Annotated in this window: 21 protein-coding genes and 3 pseudogenes; all 24 read left to right on the top strand. The window is 39.7% G+C overall.

Translation table 11 applies throughout. The features are described from left to right. Positions 1 to 491: 491 nt before the first annotated feature. The 24 genes and pseudogenes from E7C97_RS02430 (at position 492) to purB (ending at position 24017) form a co-directional block, all read left to right on the top strand. Positions 492 to 686, top strand: coding sequence for a class IIb bacteriocin, lactobin A/cerein 7B family (locus tag E7C97_RS02430; protein WP_049509326.1), 195 nt, complete (start codon positions 492 to 494; stop codon positions 684 to 686). A 27-nt stretch (positions 687 to 713) separates the two neighbouring features. Next, positions 714 to 914, top strand: coding sequence for a hypothetical protein (locus E7C97_RS02425; RefSeq protein ID WP_045762498.1), 201 nt, complete (start codon positions 714 to 716; stop codon positions 912 to 914). Between the two features lie 8 nt (positions 915 to 922). Then, complete coding sequence (locus tag E7C97_RS02420) at positions 923 to 1090, top strand: class IIb bacteriocin, lactobin A/cerein 7B family (RefSeq protein ID WP_186821470.1); 168 nt, start codon at positions 923 to 925, stop codon at positions 1088 to 1090. Between the two features lie 3 nt (positions 1091 to 1093). Continuing rightward, positions 1094 to 1296: pseudogene (locus E7C97_RS02415) on the top strand (bacteriocin immunity protein). An 80-nt stretch (positions 1297 to 1376) separates the two neighbouring features. Beyond that, positions 1377 to 1577, top strand: a complete 201-nt coding sequence (locus E7C97_RS02410) for a hypothetical protein (RefSeq protein WP_070457948.1) — start codon at positions 1377 to 1379, stop codon at positions 1575 to 1577. A gap of 32 nt (positions 1578 to 1609) precedes the next feature. After that, complete coding sequence (locus E7C97_RS02405) at positions 1610 to 1786, top strand: hypothetical protein (protein WP_186821471.1); 177 nt, start codon at positions 1610 to 1612, stop codon at positions 1784 to 1786. 210 nt (positions 1787 to 1996) lie between these two features. After that, positions 1997 to 2152, top strand: a complete 156-nt coding sequence (locus E7C97_RS02400) for a hypothetical protein (protein ID WP_316108016.1) — start codon at positions 1997 to 1999, stop codon at positions 2150 to 2152. A gap of 223 nt (positions 2153 to 2375) precedes the next feature. Further along, entirely contained in the window at positions 2376 to 4529 is a 2154-nt protein-coding gene (gene comA, locus E7C97_RS02395; protein WP_316108015.1) for a peptide cleavage/export ABC transporter ComA, read from the top strand. 12 nt (positions 4530 to 4541) lie between these two features. Beyond that, positions 4542 to 5891, top strand: a complete 1350-nt coding sequence (locus E7C97_RS02390; protein WP_316108014.1) for a bacteriocin secretion accessory protein — start codon at positions 4542 to 4544, stop codon at positions 5889 to 5891. A gap of 168 nt (positions 5892 to 6059) precedes the next feature. Continuing rightward, positions 6060 to 6767, top strand: a complete 708-nt coding sequence (purC, locus tag E7C97_RS02385; protein WP_000095682.1) for a phosphoribosylaminoimidazolesuccinocarboxamide synthase — start codon at positions 6060 to 6062, stop codon at positions 6765 to 6767. A 63-nt stretch (positions 6768 to 6830) separates the two neighbouring features. After that, positions 6831 to 10556, top strand: a complete 3726-nt coding sequence (locus tag E7C97_RS02380) for a phosphoribosylformylglycinamidine synthase (protein WP_316108013.1) — start codon at positions 6831 to 6833, stop codon at positions 10554 to 10556. 168 nt (positions 10557 to 10724) lie between these two features. Next, on the top strand, positions 10725 to 12167 hold the full coding sequence (gene purF / locus E7C97_RS02375; RefSeq protein ID WP_316108012.1) for an amidophosphoribosyltransferase: 1443 nt from the start codon (positions 10725 to 10727) through the stop codon (positions 12165 to 12167). Between the two features lie 217 nt (positions 12168 to 12384). Continuing rightward, positions 12385 to 13407, top strand: coding sequence for a phosphoribosylformylglycinamidine cyclo-ligase (purM, locus tag E7C97_RS02370; protein ID WP_316108011.1), 1023 nt, complete (start codon positions 12385 to 12387; stop codon positions 13405 to 13407). Further along, positions 13407 to 13961, top strand: a complete 555-nt coding sequence (gene purN / locus E7C97_RS02365) for a phosphoribosylglycinamide formyltransferase (protein WP_049509349.1) — start codon at positions 13407 to 13409, stop codon at positions 13959 to 13961. The genes purM and purN overlap by 1 nt, the downstream gene beginning before the upstream one ends. Positions 13962 to 14037: 76 nt before the next feature. Further along, positions 14038 to 15585: a bifunctional phosphoribosylaminoimidazolecarboxamide formyltransferase/IMP cyclohydrolase gene (purH, locus tag E7C97_RS02360; protein ID WP_316108009.1), complete on the top strand. Its 1548-nt coding sequence runs from the start codon at positions 14038 to 14040 to the stop codon at positions 15583 to 15585. Between the two features lie 181 nt (positions 15586 to 15766). Next, positions 15767 to 17281: a P-loop ATPase, Sll1717 family gene (locus E7C97_RS02355; protein WP_301393583.1), complete on the top strand. Its 1515-nt coding sequence runs from the start codon at positions 15767 to 15769 to the stop codon at positions 17279 to 17281. Positions 17282 to 17322: 41 nt separating this feature from the next. Continuing rightward, positions 17323 to 17403: pseudogene (locus tag E7C97_RS09625) on the top strand (IMP cyclohydrolase); the annotation flags it as partial. Between the two features lie 121 nt (positions 17404 to 17524). After that, positions 17525 to 18790: a phosphoribosylamine--glycine ligase gene (gene purD, locus E7C97_RS02350; RefSeq protein WP_316108008.1), complete on the top strand. Its 1266-nt coding sequence runs from the start codon at positions 17525 to 17527 to the stop codon at positions 18788 to 18790. A gap of 197 nt (positions 18791 to 18987) precedes the next feature. Continuing rightward, positions 18988 to 19476: a 5-(carboxyamino)imidazole ribonucleotide mutase gene (gene purE / locus E7C97_RS02345; RefSeq protein WP_216734148.1), complete on the top strand. Its 489-nt coding sequence runs from the start codon at positions 18988 to 18990 to the stop codon at positions 19474 to 19476. After that, positions 19463 to 20554: a 5-(carboxyamino)imidazole ribonucleotide synthase gene (gene purK, locus E7C97_RS02340; protein WP_316108007.1), complete on the top strand. Its 1092-nt coding sequence runs from the start codon at positions 19463 to 19465 to the stop codon at positions 20552 to 20554. The genes purE and purK overlap by 14 nt, the downstream gene beginning before the upstream one ends. Before the next feature lie 7 nt (positions 20555 to 20561). Then, positions 20562 to 21731 carry a hypothetical protein gene (locus E7C97_RS02335; protein ID WP_316108005.1) on the top strand — a complete coding sequence of 390 codons (1170 nt, stop codon included), beginning with the start codon at positions 20562 to 20564 and terminating at the stop codon, positions 21729 to 21731. A gap of 154 nt (positions 21732 to 21885) precedes the next feature. Next, a pseudogene (locus E7C97_RS09620) lies at positions 21886 to 21972 on the top strand (hypothetical protein); the annotation flags it as partial. 19 nt (positions 21973 to 21991) lie between these two features. Continuing rightward, complete coding sequence (locus E7C97_RS02330; RefSeq protein ID WP_316108004.1) at positions 21992 to 22654, top strand: hypothetical protein; 663 nt, start codon at positions 21992 to 21994, stop codon at positions 22652 to 22654. Between the two features lie 64 nt (positions 22655 to 22718). Then, a complete protein-coding gene (purB, locus tag E7C97_RS02325; RefSeq protein ID WP_045762515.1) occupies positions 22719 to 24017 on the top strand; it encodes an adenylosuccinate lyase in 1299 nt (432 codons plus the stop codon). The last annotated feature ends 24 nt before the right edge of the window (positions 24018 to 24041 follow it).

Raw genomic sequence — 24041 nt, 5'->3', positions numbered from 1 at the left:
AAAGAGATGAGAACAAAAAAGGAGGATTGCTGATGTATGTGACAGGTCTTTATCCGTGGTTAATCAAGTGGTTTTTAAAATAAATTTGATTTAATTGTTTATTTTAAAATGATTTCTCGAATAGATAAGTGAGAAGAAAAGGAAAGGAGTCTGATCAATGTATTTACCAATTTTACTTCCATGGTTTATCAAATTGTATTTTAAATAAATTAAATTTATTCATTAATTTTAAAATGATTTATCGAATAGACAAGTGAGAAGAAGAGGAAGGAGATTGCTTCATGTTTATACCGATCATGTATCCATGGTTAATTAAGTGGTTTTTAAAATAAATTTGATTTAGCTGTTTATTTTAAAATAATTTCTCGAATAGACAAGTGAGAAGAAAAGGAAGGAGATTAGGAATGATTATTTCAGTTATTTATCCAATTTGGCTTTTAAAATGGTTTAAAGGTTAGAAATCACAAATATAAAAATAAAGGAGAAAACAAATGACAAACTTTGACAAAATGGAACAGAACTTTGTAGCTCTTACGGAAGAAGAGCTGATGGAAGTGGATGGGGGAGCACTGCCTCTTGTACTCGCTGGAGTATCTATTTGGAAGGTAGGTGCGGCAGTAGCAGGTGGAGCAACAGCGCTTTTTGCTGGAGGAGCAGCTTTGGGGTATTATGCAAATAGACCATAATCTGATTGTAGTCAGAGAGGCATTTCTATGTTTTTAAAAAAAGAAGTGATATTATTAGGGGTATTGTTATCGCTACGTATTATTTTTACTATTGTTCAAATTTTAATTGACTATAAAATATTACCTGGACAGTATAGTGTAAATTTTATGGATATTTCAGAAGTATTTACCTATCCAATACTCATTTTAATCATTTATATAGCAATAAAATATAATACAAAGGAGTAATGATGAACATGAACTTAGAACAATTTTATCAATTATCTGACGATGAATTAGTGAGAACAAAAGGTGGTTTTGGTCTTGCGGAAGCAGTTGGGATTGCAGGAGTACTGAATGCTGCTGTACAAATTTTTAATGCTGGTTACAAATTTGGTTCAGATTTTGCTCGTCGTGGGCGTTAGATAATGAACAATCGCAACACTGATCTCAATACATTGTTGCCATAGTTCCTTTGGTGGCAATAGGTCTCAATCTCGTGCTTCATGTAATTCGTACAGGTTCTTTATTATCCTTTGATTGGAAATGGTATTTAGTTGGATTGATTGCCTCAGGCTATTTTGGGATTTTTTGCAAGGATTTGTCAAAATATAATCCAAACTATAAATGATGAATCTGAATGAAAAGGATTTTGTCCGTGTGAATGGCGGAAAAACTCTGTCATTTTTGTCAGATAAATAGGAGTCTGCTATGAAAAAATTTTTATTGGGATTTGCTGAGGGATATTTTATCGTGTCAGTCATTATCTACATTGTAACGTATTTGATTTTGAAAAAACCGATCAATACCTTGTTTTATCCAGAAATCTATCCGATTCTACTTGGTCTGTTTTATGTAGGGTATAAGTGTAGTTCAGAAAATAAAAATGATCTATTTGAAACTAATCATTAAGTTGAACTAAAAAGGAATAAAAGTGAACTTGTATGAAAAATCTAAAAAATGTAATGGGAGCCTTTTTAATTATTTTTGGAGTGCTTTGCATATTAGGAGACTTAAATGTAATTACCTTTAATGTTGAAAAATATTTCCAATCAGAGTTATTTGTTCCGATGCTTATTTTGATGATGAGTTATTTAGATTCAGGTAAAGACAAGGTTTAAATAGAACTATTATTAGTATGTGGCAAATGCTATTGAATAATCATCTTTTAGTTGTTATCAATTGAATAAGAACTAAAAAAGAATGGAGAAATAAATGAATATCTCAGAAGAATTTGCGGCTATAATTATATCAGCCTCAGGAATAGTAGGACTTTTGGTTGGAGTAGCTATTGGATTAGCTAGTATTATTTAAAAAGGAGTAGATGAAAAATGGAGAAACTGAATAAAAAATTTGCTATTATGACAGAGGAAGACTTGGCTGTAACTAAGGGAGGTTTCATTGCTAGTGCTTCTACGGCGATTGCTTGGGGAGTTTTAGGAGGAACTTCTTATATGTTTGGACGTTATCTAGGAAGTAGACGTTAATTTAAAAATTTGTGGTAAATCGTAAAAAAATTGGAAAAGGTAAGAAATATTAATCATTATATTTTCTAGGTAGGACGTTTGTTCTACCTATTTTTATTTAGGAAAAAGTGCTGTTCAGGTGAGGATATTGTTTTTTTAGAAATAATTTTCTATTTGCTTCTTTGTTTGGATAAAATAATCTTACAAAGTTTTCTTTGGAGATTGTTAGGAAAAGGAGTAGAATATGAAATTTAGTAAACGGCATTATCGTCCTCAGGTAGACCAGATGGACTGCGGTGTGGCTTCATTAGCCATGATCTTTGGTTATTATGGAAGTTATTATTCTCTGGCTTACTTGCGAGAGTTGGCCAAGACGACCATGGATGGGACTACAGCTTTAGGCTTAGTCAAGGTTGCAGAGGAAATTGGTTTTGAGACGCGAGCAATAAAGGCGGACATGAGCTTGTTTGATTTGCCGGATGTAACCTTTCCTTTTGTGGCTCATGTGCTTAAGGAAGGAAAATTGCTCCATTATTATGTGGTGACTGGGCAGGACAAGAACAACATTCATATCGCTGATCCAGATCCTAGTGTTAAGCTGACCAAGATTTCTCGTGAACGCTTTGCCAAGGAGTGGACAGGAATCACTATTTTTATGGCACCATCTCCGACTTATAAGCCTCATAAGGAACAAAAAAATGGTCTGCTTTCCTTTATCCCTATATTAGTGAAACAGCGAGGTTTGATTGTTAATATCGTTTTGGCGACCCTCTTGGTGACCTTGATTAACATTGTGGGTTCTTATTATCTGCAGTCTATCATTGATACTTATGTACCAGATCAGATGCGTTCAACCTTGGGTATTATCTCAATAGGGCTAGTCATCGTTTATGTCCTTCAGCAAATCTTATCTTATGCGCAGGAATATCTTTTACTTGTTTTGGGGCAACGCTTGTCCATTGATGTGATCTTATCTTATATCAAGCACATTTTTCACCTGCCTATGTCCTTTTTTGCGACACGACGGACAGGGGAAATCGTGTCTCGTTTCACGGATGCAAATAGTATTATCGATGCGCTGGCTTCGACTATTCTGTCAATCTTTTTGGATGTATCTACTGTCTTGATTATTTCAGTAGTTCTATTTTCGCAGAATAGCAATCTTTTTTTCATGAGTTTACTAGCTCTTCCTATCTACACAGTGATTATCTTTGCTTTTATGAAGCCCTTTGAAAAGATGAATCGGGATACCATGGAAGCTAATGCAGTCCTGTCATCTTCTATTATCGAGGATATTAACGGTATTGAGACCATTAAGTCTTTGACCAGTGAAAGTCAACGTTACCAAAAGATTGACAAGGAATTTGTGGATTATCTAAAAAAATCTTTTACCTACAGTCGGGCAGAAAGTCAGCAAAAGGCTCTGAAAAAGCTTGCCCAGCTTTTGCTCAATGTTGGCATTCTCTGGATGGGGGCTCTTCTAGTTATGGACAATAAGATGAGTTTGGGCCAGTTGATCACCTATAATACCTTGCTTGTTTATTTTACAAATCCTTTGGAGAATATCATCAATCTGCAAACTAAGCTTCAGACAGCGCAGGTAGCTAATAACCGTCTGAATGAAGTTTATCTGGTTGCATCTGAGTTTGAGGAAAAGAAAACAGTCTCAGATTTGAGTTTGCTAGAAGGAGATATGACTTTCAAGCAGGTTCACTACAAGTATGGCTATGGCCGAGATGTTTTGTCAGACATCAATCTAACCATTTCGCAAGGCTCTAAAGTGGCTTTTGTGGGAATTTCAGGATCGGGTAAGACGACCTTGGCTAAGATGATGGTTAATTTTTACGATCCAAGTCAGGGGGAGATTAGCCTGGGTGGCGTCAATCTCAATCAGATTGACAAAAAAGCTTTGCGTCAGTATATCAACTACCTGCCTCAGCAACCCTATGTTTTTAATGGGACAATTTTGGAGAATCTTCTCCTTGGAGCCAAGGAGGGAACGACTCAGGAAGATATATTGAGAGCAGTGGAGTTGGCAGAGATTCGGGAGGATATTGAGCGCATGCCACTGAATTACCAGACAGAATTGACTTCGGATGGAGCGGGCATTTCAGGTGGTCAACGTCAGAGGATCGCTCTGGCGCGTGCTCTCTTGACTGATGCACCTGTCTTGATCTTGGATGAGGCGACCAGCAGTCTGGATATTTTGACCGAGAAGCGAATTGTCGATAATCTGATGGCTTTAGATAAGACCTTGATTTTCATCGCCCATCGTTTGACCATTGCTGAGCGGACAGAGAAGGTTGTCGTTTTGGATCAGGGAAAGATTGTTGAAGAAGGTACACATATGGATTTACTGGCTCAGGGTGGTTTTTATGCCCACTTGGTGAATAGTTAGAGAGGAGAAAAGATGCAATCAGAATTTTTAGAAAGTGCTGAGTTTTACAATCGTCGTTACCATAATTTTTCTAGTTATGTGATTTTTCCAAGTTTTATCTTGTTTCTATTCTTGCTAATTTTTTCAATATTTGCACAAAAGGAGATAAGCTTGACAGCTGGAGCTACGGTAGAACCTGCTCGTATCATTGCTACCATTCAGTCTAGTAGTAATAGTAAGATTGTGGCGAATCATTTGGCTGAAAATAAGTTTGTCAAGCAAGGGGATCTTCTCGTTCAATACCAAGAGGGAGCAGAAGCCGTTCAGGCTGAGAATTATGCCAGTCAGTTGGAAATGCTCAAGGATCAGAAGATTCAACTGGAGTATTTAAAAGCAAGCCTTCAAGCAGGAAGTGATCAATTTCCAGAAGCGGATAAATTTGGCTATCAGCATAGTTTTTTAGATTATCTAAATCAAGCTGCTAGTCTGCGGAGTCAGGTTGAGCAACAAAATGCTAGTATATCATCTCAAAATGCAGCAGCCAGTGGTAGTCAGGCAGAATTAGGCAATCTCATCGGTGAAACCCAGTCCAAAATTAAAGAATATCAGCAAGCCAAGTCTGCTATTCAGGGTGATGGACACTTAGAGAGTGATCATCCAGCTTATGCCATTTATCAGTCTTATCAGTCGACAAAGGAGCAAGGATCGGAAGCCAAACAGCAGGCCTTATCTCAGCTAGATGCTCAAATCACTCAGTTGGAGTCAACTCTTGCAGGTTATCGAGTACAGTATGCAGGTTCAGGAGCCCAGCAAGCTTATGCATCTGGATTAGGAAGTCAGTTGGAGTCATTAAAATCTCAGCAACTAGCCAAGGTAGGTCAGGAATTAACGCTCTTGGATCAGAAAATTCTTGAAGCGGAGTCAGGTAAAAAGATTCAAGGAAATCTTTTAGACAAGGGGAAAATTACAGCAACAGAAGATGGTGTTCTACATTTGAATCCTGAGCATAGTCGATCTACCATCATTCCAGAAGGAACTATTCTCGCTCACCTTTTTCCGCAGTTGGCTAGAGAGAGGAAGGCAAAACTAACAGCCTATATTAGTTCTAAGGAAGTGGCTGGTCTCAAGCATGGAAATGAGGTACGATTTACAACGGTAACGGATGCGAATAAGCAGCTAGTATTGACCTCCAAGATTACGAATATCGATACCAGTGCGACTCAGACAGAAAAGGGCAATTTCTTTAAATTAGAGGCAGAGACGGATTTGAATGCTGAACAAGCAGAAAAACTTCGTTATGGACTTGAAGGTCGTTTGACTATGATTACAGGTAGGAAGAGTTTTTTACGCTACTATCTTGATCGTTTTTTGAAACAAGAATAAAGTTCTCATTCTAACTCAAATCAATCTTAGAAAATCGCAAATGAAAAATCATTTGCGATTTTTCTGTACTTTTTCAGATATAATATCAAATATAGTTCGTGAAATATTTGATTTTTAGTGTCTGTTGTGTTAGAATGATGTAAAGTAATACGAAAGGCGAACAAGAAAATGTCCAGTAAACTTATTTATACGGGAAAAGCTAAAGATATCTATACTACAGAAGACGAAAATGTGATTAAGTCGGTCTACAAGGACCAGGCAACCATGCTAAATGGAGCTCGCAAAGAGACCATTGAGGGTAAAGGTGTGCTGAATAATCAGATTTCGTCTCTTATTTTTGAAAAATTGAATGCTGCTGGTGTGGCGACACACTTTATCGAACGTATTTCTGACACAGAACAATTGAATAAAAAAGTGACAATCATTCCTTTGGAGGTTGTGCTTCGTAACGTAACTGCAGGTTCTTTCTCAAAACGTTTTGGTGTGGAAGAAGGTTTGGACTTGGAGACTCCAATCGTTGAATTTTACTACAAGAACGATGATTTGGATGACCCATTCATCAATGATGAGCATGTGAAGTTCTTGGATATTGCCAATGATGAACAAATTGCTTATATCAAGGAAGAAACGCGTCGTATCAATGAATTGCTGAAAGATTGGTTTGCACAAATTGGTCTTCGCTTGATTGACTTCAAATTGGAATTTGGTTTTGATAAGGATGGCAAGATTATCTTGGCAGATGAATTCTCACCAGACAACTGCCGCCTTTGGGATGCGGAAGGGCACCATATGGACAAGGATGTTTTCCGTAGAGATTTAGGCAGTTTGACAGATGTTTATAAGGTTGTGTTGGAGAAATTGCAGGGCTTGAAGTAACTTGTTTGAAAGGAAAAACCTTCGTCTTCGATAACCTATTTGAATAGAAATAAAGGAAATAAAATGGATAAACGTATTTTCGTTGAGAAAAAAGCTGATTTTCGTGTAAAATCTCAGTCTTTAGTAAAAGAATTACAGCATAATCTTCAATTGAAAACCTTGAATGATCTTCGTATTGTTCAGGTTTACGATGTCTTTGGTTTGGCAGAGGACTTGTTTGCGCGTGCAGAAAAACATATCTTCTCTGAGCAAGTGACTGATACTATTTTGGACGAGGCTGCGGTTCAGGCTGATTTTGAGAAGTATGCTTTCTTTGCTATCGAAAGTTTGCCTGGTCAATTTGACCAACGTGCGGCATCTTCACAAGAAGCTTTGCTTTTGCTTGGTAGTTCAAATGATGTAACAGTGAACACAGCACAACTTTACTTGGTTAACAAGGATATTGATGCGAATGAGTTAGAAGCTGTCAAAAACTATCTTTTGAACCCAGTAGATTCTCGTTTCAAAGACATCACTGTTGGCATTGCGAAACAGGATTTCTCTGAGTCTGACAAGACTATTCCAAGCTTGGATTTCTTTGAAACTTATACGGCAGAAGATTTTGCACAGTATAAGGCTGAGCAAGGCTTGGCCATGGAAGTGGATGACCTTCTCTTCATTCAAGATTACTTCAAATCCATTGGACGTGTACCAACTGAGACTGAGTTGAAGGTTTTGGATACTTACTGGTCTGACCACTGCCGTCATACAACTTTCGAGACTGAGTTGAAAAACATCGACTTCTCAGCTTCTAAATTCCAAAAACAATTGCAAGCGACTTATGACAAGTATATTGCCATGCGTGATGAGTTGGGACGTAGCGAAAAACCTCAAACCTTGATGGATATGGCGACTATTTTTGGTCGTTATGAGCGTGCTAATGGTCGTTTGGATGACATGGAAGTGTCTGATGAAATCAATGCCTGCTCAGTTGAAATTGAAGTGGATGTCAATGGTGTCAAAGAACCATGGCTTCTCATGTTCAAGAACGAAACCCACAACCACCCAACTGAAATCGAACCATTTGGTGGAGCGGCTACTTGTATCGGTGGTGCCATTCGTGACCCATTGTCAGGGCGTTCATACGTATACCAAGCTATGCGTATCTCAGGTGCTGGTGATATTACAGCCCCGATTTCAGAAACACGTGCTGGTAAATTGCCACAACAAGTGATTTCTAAAACAGCGGCTCACGGTTATTCTTCATACGGTAACCAAATTGGTCTTGCAACAACTTATGTTCGTGAATACTTCCACCCAGGTTTCGTTGCTAAGCGTATGGAGCTAGGTGCAGTTGTTGGTGCGGCTCCTAAGGAAAATGTTGTCCGTGAAAAACCTGAAGCAGGTGATGTGATTATCTTGCTCGGTGGTAAGACTGGACGTGATGGTGTCGGTGGTGCGACAGGTTCTTCTAAAGTTCAAACAGTTGAATCTGTTGAAACAGCTGGTGCTGAGGTTCAAAAAGGGAATGCCATCGAAGAACGTAAGATTCAACGTCTTTTCCGTAATGGTGATGTGACCCGTCTGATTAAGAAATCAAATGACTTTGGTGCTGGTGGTGTCTGTGTGGCTATCGGTGAATTGGCTGATGGTCTTGAAATTGATCTAGACAAAGTGCCATTGAAATACCAAGGTTTGAACGGTACAGAAATTGCTATCTCTGAATCTCAGGAACGTATGGCCGTAGTGGTTCGTCCAGAAGATGTAGATGCCTTCGTTGCTGAATGTAACAAAGAAAATATTGATGCTGTTGTCGTTGCGACGGTGACTGAGAAACCAAACCTTGTCATGCACTGGAATGGTGAAACAATCGTTGATTTGGAACGTCGTTTCCTTGATACAAACGGTGTACGTGTGGTTGTAGATGCTAAGGTGGTTGACAAGGATGTCAAGCTTCCAGAAGAACGTCAAACATCTGCTGAAACCCTTGAAGCTGATACTCTTGAAGTCTTGGCTGACCTTAACCATGCCAGTCAAAAAGGTTTACAAACCATCTTTGATAGCTCAGTTGGTCGTTCAACAGTTAATCATCCACTCGGTGGTCGCTACCAAATCACACCAACGGAAGCTTCTGTACAGAAATTGCCAGTTCAACATGGTGTGACAACAACTGCTTCTGTCATGGCGCAAGGATTCAACCCTTATGTAGCAGAATGGTCTCCATACCATGGTGCGGCTTATGCGGTCATCGAAGCAACTGCTCGTTTGGTTGCTGCTGGTGCAAAATGGTCTAAGGCTCGTTTCTCTTATCAAGAATACTTCGAGCGAATGGATAAACAAGCAGAGCGTTTTGGTCAACCAGTGGCTGCTCTCCTTGGATCCATTGAAGCTCAGATTCAACTTGGTTTGCCATCTATCGGTGGTAAAGACTCTATGTCTGGTACCTTTGAAGAATTGACAGTACCACCAACCTTGGTTGCTTTTGGTGTGACAACAGCAGATAGCCGTAAGGTCCTATCTCCAGAATTTAAGGCTGTTGGTGAAAATATTTACTATATTCCAGGTCAATCTTTGGCACAAGAAATTGATTTTGATCTTATCAAGTCTAACTTTGCTCAATTTGAAGCAATTCAAGCTGACCATAAAGTCACATCTGCATCAGCTGTCAAATATGGTGGTGTGGTTGAAGCTCTTGCCCTTGCAACATTTGGTAACCATATTGGTGCAAACGTTGAATTAGCTGACTTTGACACTAGCTTGACAGCTCAATTGGGTGGATTCGTCTTCACCTCTCCTGAAGAAATTGCAGGTGTTGCCAAGATTGGACAAACAGTAGCTGACTTTACACTTACTGTCAATGGTGTAACACTTGATGGACACAAACTTGACAGTGCCTTCCAAGGTAAATTGGAAGAAGTTTACCCAACGGAATTTGCACAAGCAACTGAGTTGGAAGAAGTACCTGCTGTGGCATCAGATGCTGTGATTAAAGCTAAAGAAACAGTTGAAAAACCAGTAGTTTACATCCCAGTATTCCCAGGTACTAACTCTGAGTACGATTCAGCAAAGGCCTTTGAAAAAGAAGGTGCCAAAGTCAACTTGGTACCATTTGTAACACTTAATGAAGAAGCTATTGTCAAGTCTGTTGACACTATGGTTGACAATATCGAAAAAGCTAACATTATCTTCTTTGCAGGTGGTTTCTCAGCAGCCGATGAACCAGATGGATCAGCTAAATTTATCGTGAACATCTTGCTCAATGAAAAAGTACGTGTAGCCATTGATAGTTTCATCGAACGTGGTGGTTTGATTATCGGTATCTGTAACGGATTCCAAGCCCTTGTTAAATCTGGTCTTCTTCCATATGGTAACTTTGAAGATGCAAGTAGCACGAGTCCAACTCTATTCTACAATGATGCCAACCAACACGTGGCTAAGATGGTGGAAACACGTATTGCCAATACTAACTCACCATGGCTTGCCGGAGTAGAAGTTGGTGACATCCATGCCATTCCAGTATCACATGGTGAAGGTAAATTTGTCGTGACAGCTGAGGAATTTGCAGAGCTTCGTGACAATGGTCAAATCTTTACCCAATATGTTGACTTCGAAGGGAAACCAAGCATGGATTCAAAATACAATCCTAACGGATCTGTCAATGCTATCGAAGGTATTACAAGTAAGAACGGTCAAATTATTGGTAAGATGGGTCACTCAGAACGTTTCGAAGATGGTCTCTTCCAAAATATTCCAGGAAATAAAGACCAGCACCTCTTTGCATCAGCTGTGAAATACTTTACTGGGAAGTAAGATTTGCAGATTTTTTAATAGATAACCATCAGTGAATGTAAAATCAAGTAGATGTAACTTGCGATAATTGCAAATGATTTGTTGTTGCGAGTGAAACGAGCTTCTACCGTATCATTCCGTTGTAGTATTGTTAAGGAATGATACACAAATAAAAATTAGGTATATAAAATGACATACGAAGTAAAATCTCTTAATGAAGAATGTGGTGTTTTTGGTATCTGGGGCCACCCAGATGCTGCCAAAATGACCTATTTTGGACTCCATAGTCTTCAGCACCGTGGTCAGGAGGGGGCAGGGATCCTCTCCAATGACCATGGACAATTGAAGCGTCATCGTGATATGGGGCTTTTATCAGAAGTCTTCAAAAATCCTGCTAATTTGGATAAATTGACAGGAACTGGAGCGATTGGACACGTGCGTTATGCAACTGCGGGAGAAGCTTCTGTAGACAATATCCAACCTTTCCTCTTCCGCTTTCACGATATGCAGTTTGGTTTGGCTCATAATGGGAATTTGACTAATGCAGAATCACTCAAGCAAGAATTGGAACAAAGAGGGGCAATCTTTAGCTCGACTTCTGATTCAGAAATCTTGGCTCACTTGATTCGTCGTAGCCACAATCCAAACCTGATGGGCAAGATCAAGGAAGCGCTCAGTCTTGTTAAAGGTGGTTTTGCTTATCTCTTGATGTTTGAGGATAAGTTAATTGCAGCGCTTGATCCAAACGGCTTCCGTCCTCTGTCAATCGGGAAAATGGCCAATGGAGCAGTTGTGGTTTCCTCTGAAACCTGTGCCTTTGAAGTCATCGGTGCCGAGTGGATTCGCGATGTGAAACCAGGTGAGATTGTTATTATTGATGAAAATGGCATCCAGTATGACAGCTATACAAACGATACTCAGCTGGCAATATGTTCGATGGAGTATATCTACTTTGCCCGTCCTGACTCCAACATCCATGGTGTTAATGTTCATACGGCTCGTAAGAGAATGGGGGCTCAATTGGCACGTGAGTTCAAGCACGAAGCTGACATTGTGGTCGGTGTACCAAATTCTTCACTCAGTGCAGCTATGGGATTTGCTGAAGAATCAGGTTTGCCAAATGAAATGGGTCTCATCAAGAACCAATATACGCAACGGACCTTCATCCAACCGACTCAAGAATTGCGGGAACAAGGAGTGCGAATGAAACTCTCTGCCGTTTCTGGTGTCGTTAAAGGAAAACGTGTGGTCATGATTGATGACTCAATTGTACGTGGAACAACATCTCGTCGTATTGTCCAACTCTTGAAAGAAGCGGGGGCATCGGAAGTACACGTTGCCATTGGTAGTCCTGCTCTTGCCTATCCATGTTTCTACGGGATTGATATCCAGACACGTCAGGAGTTGATTGCGGCCAATCATACCGTTGAGGAAACCTGCCAAATCATTGGTGCGGATAGCCTGACTTATCTTTCTATTGATGGCTTGATTGACTCTATTGGGATTGAAACAGATGCGCCAAATGGCGGTCTCTGTGTAGCTTACTTTGATGGGAAATATCCAACTCCTCTCTATGACTATGAAGAAGAATATCGTAGAAGTTTAGAAGAAAAAACGAGTTTTTACAAATAAAATTCCCCATTGAAGGAAAGGAAAAGGAAAAACAAATGACAAATAAGAATGCATACGCTCCACGTCTCACTACTGACTAAAAGCTAAGGCGTTTGTCAGTAGACTCTTTCTCCTATGGGACCAAAGCTAGAGACCTGACTAGTATTTTTAGATAAAATAATTGTTTATCTAAAAATACGTCGCAGTCTTTCTCAAAAAAAGAAAAGGAATGAATAAAATGACGAATAAAAATGCTTATGCGCAGTCTGGTGTGGACGTTGAAGCGGGTTATGAAGTTGTTGAACGGATCAAAAAACACGTGGCACGTACAGAACGTGCAGGTGTTATGGGAGCTCTTGGTGGTTTCGGCGGTATGTTTGACCTTTCAAAAACAGGTGTCAAAGAACCGGTTTTGATCTCAGGTACAGATGGTGTCGGAACTAAACTTATGCTTGCTATCAAGTACGACAAACACGATACTATCGGTCAGGACTGTGTGGCCATGTGTGTCAATGATATCATCGCTGCAGGGGCAGAACCTCTCTACTTCTTGGACTATATCGCAACTGGTAAAAATGAACCAGCTAAACTAGAACAAGTTGTTGCTGGTGTGGCTGAAGGTTGTGTGCAAGCTGGTGCAGCCCTTATCGGTGGTGAAACGGCTGAAATGCCTGGTATGTATGGTGAAGATGACTATGATTTGGCTGGATTTGCTGTCGGTGTTGCAGAAAAATCTCAAATCATAGATGGGTCAAAAGTAGCTGAAGGGGATGTGATTCTTGGACTTGCTTCAAGCGGTATCCACTCAAATGGTTACTCACTTGTTCGTCGTGTCTTTGCTGATTACACGGGGGAAGAAGTTCTCCCAGAATTGGAAGGGAAGAAACTTAAAGACGTTCTTTTGGAACCAACTCGTATCTACGTCAAAGCAGCATTGCCACTTATCAAAGAAGAATTGGTCAACGGAATTGCCCACATCACAGGTGGTGGTTTCATCGAAAATGTACCACGGATGTTCGCGGATGACTTGGCTGCTGAAATTGATGAAAGCAAAGTGCCAGTCCTTCCAATTTTCAAAGTTCTTGAAAAATATGGCCAAATCAAACATGAAGAAATGTTTGAAATTTTCAACATGGGGATTGGTCTCATGCTTGCAGTGAAACCAGAAAATGTGGAACGTGTCAAAGAACTTCTTGACGAACCTGTTTATGAAATTGGTCGTATTGTGAAGAAAGATGGCGCAAGTGTGGTGATTAAATAATGACTAAAAGGATTGCTGTTTTTGCCTCTGGTAACGGCTCAAACTTTCAGGTGATTGCGGAACAATTTCCAGTAGAATTTGTTTTTTCAGATCACCGTGATGCCTATGTCTTAGAACGTGCCAAGAATCTTGGTGTGGCTAGCCATGCCTTTGAACTCAAGGAATTTGACAATAAAGCAGCTTATGAAGAAGCTATCGTCAAACTCTTGGATGAACACCAGATAGATTTGGTTTGCTTAGCGGGGTATATGAAAATTGTTGGCCCAACCTTACTAGCAGCTTATGAAGGTCGCATCATCAATATTCACCCAGCTTTTCTCCCTGAATTTCCAGGCGCTCATGGTATTGAGGATGCTTGGAATGCAGGTGTGGACCAGTCTGGCGTGACTATTCACTGGGTGGACTCTGGTGTTGATACCGGTAAGGTTATCAAACAAGTCCGTGTGCCACGCCTTGAAGGAGATACCCTTGATACTTTCGAGACTCGCATCCACGAAACAGAGTACAAACTCTATCCAGAAGTTTTGGAACGTTTGGGGACTACACGAAAATAAGGAAGTCCTAGAGTTGAAAAAAACATTTTTGACTGTAGCAGATGAAGAACTTTTTTAAAAAAGGAAAAGAAAGAAAATGACTAAACGCGCACTAATTAGTGTCTCAGACAAAGCGGGCATTGTTGAATTTGCCCAAGAACTCAAAAAACTCGGTTGGGATATCATCTCAACAGGTGGTACCAAGGTTGCACTTGACAATGCTGGTGTTGATACCATTGCCATCGACGATGTGACAGGTTTTCCAGAAATGATGGACGGTCGTGTCAAGACTCTCCACCCAAATATCCACGGTGGTCTCCTCGCTCGTCGTGACCTCGATAGCCACCTAGAGGCTGCTAATGATAACAAAATTGAATTGATTGACCTTGTTGTGGTCAACCTTTACCCATTCAAGGAAACTATCCTCAAACCAGACGTGACATACGCGGATGCCGTTGAAAACATCGATATTGGTGGTCCATCTATGCTTCGTTCAGCAGCTAAAAACCACTCTAGCGTAACAGTTGTGGTAGACCCTGCTGACTACGCTGTTGTGCTTGACGAATTGTCAGCGAACGGCGAAACAAGTTACGAAACTCGCCAACGGTTGGCAGCGAAAGTATTCCGTCACACAGCAGCCTATGATGCCTTGATCGCAGAATATTTCACAGCTCAAGTAGGGGAAAGTAAACCTGAGAAACTCACTTTGACGTATGACCTTAAGCAACCAATGCGTTACGGTGAAAACCCTCAACAAGACGCAGACTTCTACCAAAAAGCTTTGCCAACGGCTTACTCAATTGCTTCGGCTAAACAGCTAAACGGTAAAGAATTGTCCTTCAACAATATCCGTGACGCTGATGCCGCTATCCGTATCATCCGTGACTTCAAAGATCGTCCAACTGTTGTGGCTCTCAAACACATGAACCCATGTGGGATTGGTCAAGCTGACGATATCGAAACTGCTTGGGACTATGCTTATGAGTCTGACCCAGTTTCTATTTTCGGTGGTATTGTCGTTCTCAACCGTGAGGTAGACGCTGCGACAGCTCAAAAAATGCACGGAGTTTTCCTTGAAATCATCATTGCACCGAGCTATTCTGACGAAGCGCTTGAAATATTGACAACTAAGAAGAAAAACTTGCGCATCCTAGCTTTGCCATTTGATGCTCAAGATGCCAGTGAAGCAGAAGCAGAATACACTGGTGTTGTTGGTGGTCTCCTCGTTCAAAACCAAGACGTTGTCAAAGAAAGCCCAGCTGACTGGCAAGTGGTGACTAAACGCCAACCAACTGAGACAGAAGCGACTGCTCTTGAGTTTGCTTGGAAAGCCATCAAGTACGTCAAATCAAACGGCATTATTGTGACCAATGACCACATGACACTTGGTGTTGGCCCTGGTCAAACCAACCGTGTGGCTTCTGTTCGTATCGCCATTGACCAAGCTAAAGACCGTCTTGACGGTGCTGTTCTTGCTTCTGATGCCTTCTTCCCATTTGCAGATAATGTGGAAGAAATCGCCAAAGCAGGTATTAAGGCCATCATCCAACCGGGTGGATCAGTCCGTGACCAAGAGTCAATCGAAGCTGCTGATAAATACGGCTTGACAATGATCTTCACAGGAGTAAGACATTTTAGACATTAGGAAAAATTACTTGAAATAATATTTTATAGTTGACATTTTACGAATAATTAAGTAGAATGTAGTTACATTCTAAGAATTAATTTAAGAAACTGGTGTGGTAATTTTAGTGTCAGTAATCGAGTTATCGATGAAGTTATGTCACTAGGCACACCAGTTTTCTTATTATGTGGTAGGAGTTATTATGAAATTAAATGAAGTAAGAATAAAAGATTTTAATTTTGGAGATGTTGATGGAAGTGATGAATCGTTAGAACCTAAATTTCAAGATTTATTTTATGATGAAGATTCTTTTTATGAAAAAGAGCTAAGCAAAAAAAAGAAATTTATCATTTATGGCAGAAAAGGTACTGGTAAGACTTTATTAGCTTCATACCTAAATGAAAAAATGAGACATAATGCTAATCAGTCTAGTAAAATAGTTTCCTATGATGAATATATCTATGAGAAACTGAAAGAGTTCAAGTATGATTCTGTTAAGAAGGAAGAACAATCATTGTTTTGGAGATACGTATTTTTGCAACAATTTGTTGACTTAATAAAAAAAGATTATGAGTATGCCCGTTTTTGGCAATTTTATAGGAAGCGGAAAATAAAAAAACTAATTGAATCAGTGACACGACAATTTTTAGAGGTTCAACAATTTATAAACGAAGATTCTACGGAAATTAAAAATAGCGGGAAATTTAACTCAAAAATATCTGATTTAGGTGCGGAATTACAGGTAACCTCTAGCTCTGGAAGTACACAAAAAACTACTAGTATTGAATCTCCATATTTTAAGAAATATAAAGAAATTGAAACAGAGGTTTTAAATTATTTAAAAGCGTCTTCAAAAGTATATTTTATTTTTTTTGATGATATGGATAGATTAGAAGAAACCATGGATTTAGATGAATTTATAGATTTAATGATTTCTATGATTTATGGAGCCCAATCACTCAACAGAAAAATTGAAGGAAATTCAAAAATTGTGTTGCTTTTAAGAAGTGACATTCTTAAGCTATTATTTGGAAAATCAGGCGATGTCAATAAGCCGATAACATCTGGGGGAATAGAGTTGATTTGGTATGAATCTAATGCCGCTGCCTCAGATAGCCCTCTAATTAAGATGGTTTTGTATAAAATGAGTAAAAGTATTGATGATAATCTTCCTTTGAGTGAAATACGAAGGAATTTCTTTCCTACAAAAGATACAATATTTAAATATATGATGTCTAGAAGTTTTGGTCGACCTAGGGATATAGTATCGTTCTTTAACATATACAAGAAAAAATTTCCTGAGGATCAAAAAATTGTTCTTAATAATATGCAACGAGTTGAAAAAGAATATTCAGAGTGGTTTTACAAGGAAATATCTAATGAATTGAAGATAACAGGTAAATTTGATGAAGTTGATAAGCTATTAAAATCAATTTCTGAACTTGGTAAATATGAGTTTACCTATCATAAGTTATTCGATTTTATGCAAAAACGTCAAGGTAATACTGACGAATTATTGGAATTGTTAACTTTACTTGTACAATTAGGAGTATTGGGTATTAGGTTGAATACAGGAAATATTGAATTTAGATATCGAGATTATAATATTGACAAGCCGGTAAATATCCATACAAAATTTGTTGTCCACTATGGATTGAGAAAGTTACTGTCTATTAGTTTTAATGACGATAACGAGAAAAACATTATATATCAGTAAGATTAAAAGAATGTTGAAGGTAAAATATTAAACGTAATCATCGTGACCAAGAGTCTATCGAAGCTGCTGATAAATACGGCTTGACTATGGTCTTCACAGGAGTAAGACATTTTAGACATTAAGAAAATGAAAGGGAAGAAAACAGTTTCTTTCCTTTTTTTGATTAAAAAGCTGAACGAAACAAGATTAAAGCGAACGTTTATGGTATAATGTTAGTAAATAATTCGCAAAAGAGGTTGAGAGATGAAACTGTTAGTTGTTGGCTCAGGTGGTCGTGAGCATGCGATTGCCAAAAAGTTGTTGGAGTCTAAAGACGTTGAGCAAGTTTTCGTGGCTCCTGGGAATGACGGGATGACCTTAGATGGACTTGATTTGGTAAATATCTCTATTTCCGAACATTCTGCATTGATTGAATTTGCAAAGTCTAACGATATTGCTTGGACCTTCATTGGGCCAGATGATGCCCTTGCAGCTGGGATTGTGGATGATTTTAATGCGGCAGGTCTCAAGGCATTTGGTCCGACCAAGGCTGCAGCTGAGCTGGAGTGGTCCAAGGATTTTGCTAAGGAAATCATGGTCAAATACGACGTTCCGACAGCAGCCTATGGGACATTTTCAAATTTTGAGGAAGCCAAGGCCTATATCGAGGAGAAAGGTGCTCCAATCGTCGTCAAGGCAGACGGTTTGGCCCTTGGTAAAGGTGTGGTCGTTGCGGAGACAGTTGAGCAAGCAGTTGAAGCTGCTCATGAGATGCTTTTGGACAATAAATTCGGTGATTCAGGCGCGCGCGTGGTCATCGAGGAATTCCTTGACGGGGAAGAGTTTTCTCTCTTTGCCTTTGTCAATGGGGATAAGTTCTACATTATGCCAACGGCACAGGACCACAAACGTGCCTACGATGGCGACAAAGGCCCTAACACTGGCGGGATGGGTGCCTATGCGCCAGTTCCTCACTTGCCACAGAGCGTGGTTGACACAGCAGTTGACACTATTGTCAAGCCAGTTCTTGAAGGAATGATCAAAGAAGGTCGTCCTTACATTGGTGTCCTTTACGCTGGACTTATCTTGACAGCTGATGGCCCTAAAGTCATCGAATTCAACTCACGTTTTGGTGATCCTGAAACGCAAATCATCTTGCCTCGCTTGACATCTGACTTTGCAGAAAACATCACTGACATTTTGGAAGGCAAAGAGCCAGCCATCACTTGGACGGACAAGGGTGTGACACTAGGCGTGGTTGTAGCCTCAAACGGATACCCACTCGCTTATGAGAAGGGTGTCAAGCTTCCAGCCAAGACAGAAGGTGACATCATCACTTACTATGCTGGTGCTAAATTCGCTGAAAATAGCCAAGACCTCCTCTCAAACGGCGGACGTGTCTACATGCTCGTCACAACAGCAGACACCGTCAAAGACGGCCAAAACATCATTTACAACCAACTCAACAAACAAAACACAGAAGGCCTCTTCTATCGTACGGATATCGGTAGCAAGGCCATAAAAGATTAACAGATACTAACTTTGTCATGGCGAGCGAAAGCGAGCCAAACTAAGATAATGGTTGCCGTGGTGAAAAGATCAGAACAGCATCTGTTCTGGTCGGGGGAAACTTTGAGACCTTAGGCTCAAAGTTTAGGAATGAAACCGAAGGTTTGCTTCCGTCCCCACCACCTAAGACAATTATCAAAAAGAAAAGGATATTAACTATGAAACCAGTAATTTCCATTATCATGGGCTCAAAATCCGACTGGGAAACCATGCAAAAAACAGCAGAAGTCCTAGACCGCTTCGGTGTAGCCTACGAAAAGAAAGTTGTTTCCGCACACCGTACACCAGACCTTATGTTCAAACATGCGGAAGAAGCACGTAGCCGTGGCATCAAGGTCATCATCGCAGGTGCTGGTGGCGCTGCTCACTTGCCAGGGATGGTAGCAGCGAAAACAACCCTTCCAGTCATCGGTGTGCCCGTCAAGTCTCGTGCGCTTAGCGGTGTGGATTCTCTCTACTCTATCGTTCAGATGCCGGGAGGCGTACCAGTCGCAACTATGGCTATAGGTGAAGCAGGTGCGACCAACGCTGCTCTCTTTGCCCTCCGTCTCCTCTCAGTAGAGGACCAGGCTATTGCGACAGCTTTGGCTGATTTCGCAGAAGAACAAGGAAAAATCGCAGAGGAGTCTACAAATGAGCTCATCTAAAACAATCGGAATTATTGGTGGCGGTCAGCTTGGTCAGATGATGGCCATTTCTGCTATCTACATGGGTCACAAGGTTATCGCGTTGGATCCTGCAGTGGATTGTCCGGCCTCTCGCGTGGCGGAGATTATCGTGGCTCCTTATAATGATGTGGACGCTCTTCGCCAGTTGGCGGAGCGTTGCGATGTCCTCACTTATGAGTTTGAAAATGTGGATGCCGACGGTTTGGATGCTGTTATCAAGGATGGGCAACTCCCTCAAGGAACGGACTTGCTCCGCATTTCTCAAAATCGCATTTTTGAAAAGGACTTTCTCTCAAACAAGGCCAAAGTAACCGTTGCACCTTACAAGGTTGTGACCTCAAGTCAAGACTTGGCAGATATTGACCTATCGAAAAACTATGTCCTCAAGACGGCGACTGGTGGCTACGATGGTCATGGACAAAAGGTTATTCGTTCAGAAGCAGACTTGGAAGAAGCCTATGCACTAGCTGATTCAGCAGACTGTGTCTTGGAAGAATTTGTCAACTTTGACCTTGAGATTTCTGTCATCGTGTCAGGAAATGGCAAGGATGTGACAGTCTTCCCTATTCAGGAGAATATCCATCGTAACAACATTCTTTCAAAAACTATTGTGCCTGCTCGCATTTCTGAAAGTCTAGCAGACAAAGCCAAGACCATGGCAGTGCGAATCGCTGAACAATTGAACCTTTCTGGAACTCTTTGCGTGGAAATGTTTGCGACAGCTGATGATATTATCGTTAATGAGATTGCTCCACGTCCACACAACTCAGGCCACTACTCGATTGAAGCCTGCGACTTTTCTCAGTTTGACACTCATATCTTGGGCGTTCTCGGAGCACCATTGCCAGACATCAAACTACATGCACCAGCAGTCATGCTCAATGTTCTCGGCCAGCATGTCGAGGCTGCTGAAAAATATGTGACAGAAAATCCAAGCGCCCACCTCCACATGTATGGTAAAATAGAAGCGAAGCACAGCCGCAAGATGGGACACGTGACTTTGTTTAGTGATGAACCGGATGAGGTAGAGGAATTTGGGAAAGGGATTGATTTTTAGGAGAAATATGAAATTTGAGGTGGAGTTATTAACTAAAAATATAAGCATTGTCAAACTTGATGAATTATTTCTTAGTTCAGAGATAATTAGTATTACTTCTAGTAAGCAAGGTGCAGTTGGTGATAAGAATTTAGCGGAGTGTTCGATTGACTATAAGTGTTTTTACGAAAATGATGAATTTACAATAAATCCCCAACAATTTAGAAGTGGGATAGTCGAAATTTCACTTAGGTATGAATATAGTAATTATAAATTGAAGTCGGCAGAAAAATTTGGTGAGTTTCTTTCAAAATTTAGAGAATTTTTAGGAAAAAATCATTTGAAATATTCAATTCTATCTAATAGTTTGTCTATGTATTTTTCGAATAGGCTTTATCCTAAGTTTCAAACATATGAATCGTTATTACGAAAAATTTTTGTATTAGCTTTGTCTCCACTAGAGGACGAGAATATTGTAAGGATTGTTAAGAAACAGACTAATGATAAATTAGATTTATCAAAAATTCATACAATAGAGCATATTGAAAGACTGCAAATAGCTGAACTCCATTCATTGATATTTGAAATAAATATAAATCCAGTTAACAACCTAACTAATCATTTTAAAAATTTTCAAGACAAAAGCGAATATCATCTGAAACAGATGATAAAAAAAGCCCTCCCAATCACTATATGGGAAAAGCATTTTGTACCATTCACCGATAATGAGAGAGCAGATGTGCTCAAAAACAGCTACAATAGTATTAAAGACTACAGAAATGACGTTATGCATTTTCACATGCTAACCTATAAACGTTATAAAAAAATAGATTCGTTATTATCAGATGTAATCGAAGAATTAAAAAAGGTTCAATATAACATGCTTGCGAGATGGGATTTTGAAGCAACTAGAAAACTTACAAATGATATTTTTGATCAGGAGTTTCTGGCTAGCTTATCATCTTTATCAAAAACAGTATCAGAAGCGATAAGACCAGCAATGGATAGGTTTTATGCTAACAATCTTGATTTTAATAATGCGATCAAATCTATGATGGAAGTGTTCCATAATATTCAAGTACCTAAAATAGATACTGGGATATTGAAGTCTATTCAAGCTATATCTGATACTATTGGGCATTTAGATTTACCAACCCCTCTCAATGACCCAAATAGTGAAGAAGAAGATGATGAATAAATCTATCGTTTTGAAACACAAAATTTAAGATTAGTAGGAGTAAATGTAAGAAAGTCAAAGAGAAATCTGATGAAAGAGAAAGTTTCCTAGGAACTGAGTTCAGGATGAAGGTACTTGTCTTTTTATAAAATAGAAAAAAAGAACAAGTACTTACCTACACTTATATGGTAAACTAGAAGTGAAGTACAATCGCAATATGGAACACGTGACTTTGCTTAGTGAAGTCACGTATGATATGTAAGAGTCCAGAAAGGAATAAAATGCCGGTAAAATATTTTGAAGTAAAAAAATTTTTGAGAGATAAGATAAGCTTAATTGATTCTATTACAAATAAATTCTTCAAGTATATATTGTTGTATGGAATTTTGGCTTTACTTTTTTTAATTCTAAACGGTGAACTGAATGAAAATAATATAGTAGTACTTCTTTTTTTGGTACTTTTGGGAGTGTTTTACCGATTGATAATTCTTTTTGAGAGAATTAATATAAAAAATTTAGCAATATACATTAAAAAAGAAAATGTGTTAGATGAAAATTCTACAATAATGTTAATTAATGACATAGAGTCTTCATTAAAAAAGATAGCCAGTTTTGCAAATTGGAGTTGTGGTATTTTGGCTACTATTTCGATTTTTGTTAGCACGACATATATTACTTTTCTTAAAGACATTATCACTAAAGAAGAACTTTTAAAATTTTTCTGGTCGGGTAATGAAAATGGGATAGAAAATAGCTTTATCGGTCAGATGCTATTAGTTATTATTTTTGTTTTGTTAGGATATTACCTCACTGTTCAAGCTTTTACCTATGATAGGAGATTTGTAATTATTGTTTTAAAAAGTAGTCTTTATATTGATGAAGATGAAGAAATCAAAGGCTTTTGGAAGAAATTAAAACATAGCCTAAAGAACCTTAGTTTTTAAATTTGAAGCGTCATAGTATAAAATAAAAAATTACATGAATATTGAAGATTAAAGGAGAAACAACATGATCGAACGTTACTCTCGCCCTGAGATGGCGAACATTTGGACTGAAGAAAATAAATACCGTGCTTGGCTTGAGGTGGAAATCTTAGCTGACGAAGCATGGGCTGAGTTGGGAGAAATCCCTAAGGAAGATGTGGCTTTGATTCGTGAAAAAGCGGACTTTGACATCGACCGTATCTTGGAAATCGAGCAGCAAACTCGTCACGATGTGGTGGCTTTCACACGTGCGGTTTCTGAGACGCTTGGTGAGGAGCGCAAGTGGGTCCACTATGGTTTGACTTCTACTGACGTGGTGGACACTGCCTATGGTTACCTCTACAAACAAGCCAACGACATCATCCGCAAGGATCTTGAAAACTTCCTCAATATCATCGCTGACAAAGCCAAAGAACACAAGTTCACCATCATGATGGGTCGTACCCACGGTGTGCATGCTGAGCCGACAACTTTTGGTCTTAAATTGGCAACTTGGTACAGCGAAATGAAACGGAATATCGAGCGTTTCGAGCATGCTGCTGCTGGTGTGGAAGCTGGTAAGATTTCTGGTGCGGTTGGTAACTTTGCCAACATCCCACCATTCGTTGAAAAATACGTCTGCGACAAATTGGGTATCCGTGCTCAAGAAATCTCTACACAGGTCCTTCCTCGTGACCTTCATGCTGAGTACTTTGCAGTTCTTGCTAGCATCGCGACTTCAATCGAGCGTATGGCTACTGAAATCCGTGGTCTTCAAAAATCAGAACAACGTGAAGTGGAAGAATTCTTTGCTAAGGGGCAAAAAGGTTCATCAGCAATGCCTCACAAACGCAACCCTATCGGTTCTGAAAACATGACAGGTCTTGCGCGTGTCATCCGTGGTCACATGGTAACAGCTTATGAAAACGTAGCCCTTTGGCACGAACGTGATATCTCTCACTCATCAGCTGAGCGCATCATCGCACCAGATACAACCATCTTGATTGACTACATGCTCAACCGTTTCGGAAACATCGTTAAGAACTTGACTGTCTTCCCAGAAAACATGATCCGCAACATGAACTCTACATTTGGTTTGATCTTCAGCCAACGTGCCATGCTTGCTTTGATTGAAAAAGGCATGACACGTGAGCAAGCTTACGACCTTGTTCAACCAAAGACAGCTCAATCTTGGGATAACCAAGTAGACTTTAAACCACTTCTCGAAGCAGATCCAGAAGTGACTTCACGCCTCACTCAAGAAGAAATTGACGAAATCTTTAACCCAACTTACTATACCAAACGTGTGGATGAGATCTTCGAACGCATCGGTTTGGGTGATTAATAATCACAATAAAAAGCGAGACTT

It is taken from the genome of Streptococcus sp. (assembly GCF_032481935.1).
Lineage (GTDB): Bacteria > Bacillota > Bacilli > Lactobacillales > Streptococcaceae > Streptococcus.
Note: the sequence above shows the minus strand (reverse complement) of the source record. Positions and strands in the feature narration are given on the sequence as shown.

Excerpts from the sequence above, each read along its gene's own strand:
- E7C97_RS02380 (WP_316108013.1), top strand. The coding sequence starts at position 6,831 with ATGGATAAACGTATTTTCGTTGAGAAAAAAGCTGATTTTCGTGTAAAA.
- purB (WP_045762515.1), top strand. The coding sequence starts at position 22,719 with ATGATCGAACGTTACTCTCGCCCTGAGATGGCGAACATTTGGACTGAA.
- E7C97_RS02355 (WP_301393583.1), top strand. The coding sequence starts at position 15,767 with ATGAAATTAAATGAAGTAAGAATAAAAGATTTTAATTTTGGAGATGTT.
- purM (WP_316108011.1), top strand. The coding sequence starts at position 12,385 with ATGACGAATAAAAATGCTTATGCGCAGTCTGGTGTGGACGTTGAAGCG.
- E7C97_RS02405 (WP_186821471.1), top strand. The coding sequence starts at position 1,610 with ATGAAAAATCTAAAAAATGTAATGGGAGCCTTTTTAATTATTTTTGGA.
- purK (WP_316108007.1), top strand. The coding sequence starts at position 19,463 with ATGAGCTCATCTAAAACAATCGGAATTATTGGTGGCGGTCAGCTTGGT.
- E7C97_RS02410 (WP_070457948.1), top strand. The coding sequence starts at position 1,377 with ATGAAAAAATTTTTATTGGGATTTGCTGAGGGATATTTTATCGTGTCA.
- E7C97_RS02330 (WP_316108004.1), top strand. The coding sequence starts at position 21,992 with ATGCCGGTAAAATATTTTGAAGTAAAAAAATTTTTGAGAGATAAGATA.
- purE (WP_216734148.1), top strand. The coding sequence starts at position 18,988 with ATGAAACCAGTAATTTCCATTATCATGGGCTCAAAATCCGACTGGGAA.
- purC (WP_000095682.1), top strand. The coding sequence starts at position 6,060 with ATGTCCAGTAAACTTATTTATACGGGAAAAGCTAAAGATATCTATACT.
- purN (WP_049509349.1), top strand. The coding sequence starts at position 13,407 with ATGACTAAAAGGATTGCTGTTTTTGCCTCTGGTAACGGCTCAAACTTT.
- purF (WP_316108012.1), top strand. The coding sequence starts at position 10,725 with ATGACATACGAAGTAAAATCTCTTAATGAAGAATGTGGTGTTTTTGGT.
- comA (WP_316108015.1), top strand. The coding sequence starts at position 2,376 with ATGAAATTTAGTAAACGGCATTATCGTCCTCAGGTAGACCAGATGGAC.
- E7C97_RS02400 (WP_316108016.1), top strand. The coding sequence starts at position 1,997 with ATGGAGAAACTGAATAAAAAATTTGCTATTATGACAGAGGAAGACTTG.
- E7C97_RS02390 (WP_316108014.1), top strand. The coding sequence starts at position 4,542 with ATGCAATCAGAATTTTTAGAAAGTGCTGAGTTTTACAATCGTCGTTAC.
- E7C97_RS02430 (WP_049509326.1), top strand. The coding sequence starts at position 492 with ATGACAAACTTTGACAAAATGGAACAGAACTTTGTAGCTCTTACGGAA.
- purH (WP_316108009.1), top strand. The coding sequence starts at position 14,038 with ATGACTAAACGCGCACTAATTAGTGTCTCAGACAAAGCGGGCATTGTT.
- E7C97_RS02335 (WP_316108005.1), top strand. The coding sequence starts at position 20,562 with ATGAAATTTGAGGTGGAGTTATTAACTAAAAATATAAGCATTGTCAAA.
- purD (WP_316108008.1), top strand. The coding sequence starts at position 17,525 with ATGAAACTGTTAGTTGTTGGCTCAGGTGGTCGTGAGCATGCGATTGCC.
- E7C97_RS02425 (WP_045762498.1), top strand. The coding sequence starts at position 714 with ATGTTTTTAAAAAAAGAAGTGATATTATTAGGGGTATTGTTATCGCTA.
- E7C97_RS02420 (WP_186821470.1), top strand. The coding sequence starts at position 923 with ATGAACTTAGAACAATTTTATCAATTATCTGACGATGAATTAGTGAGA.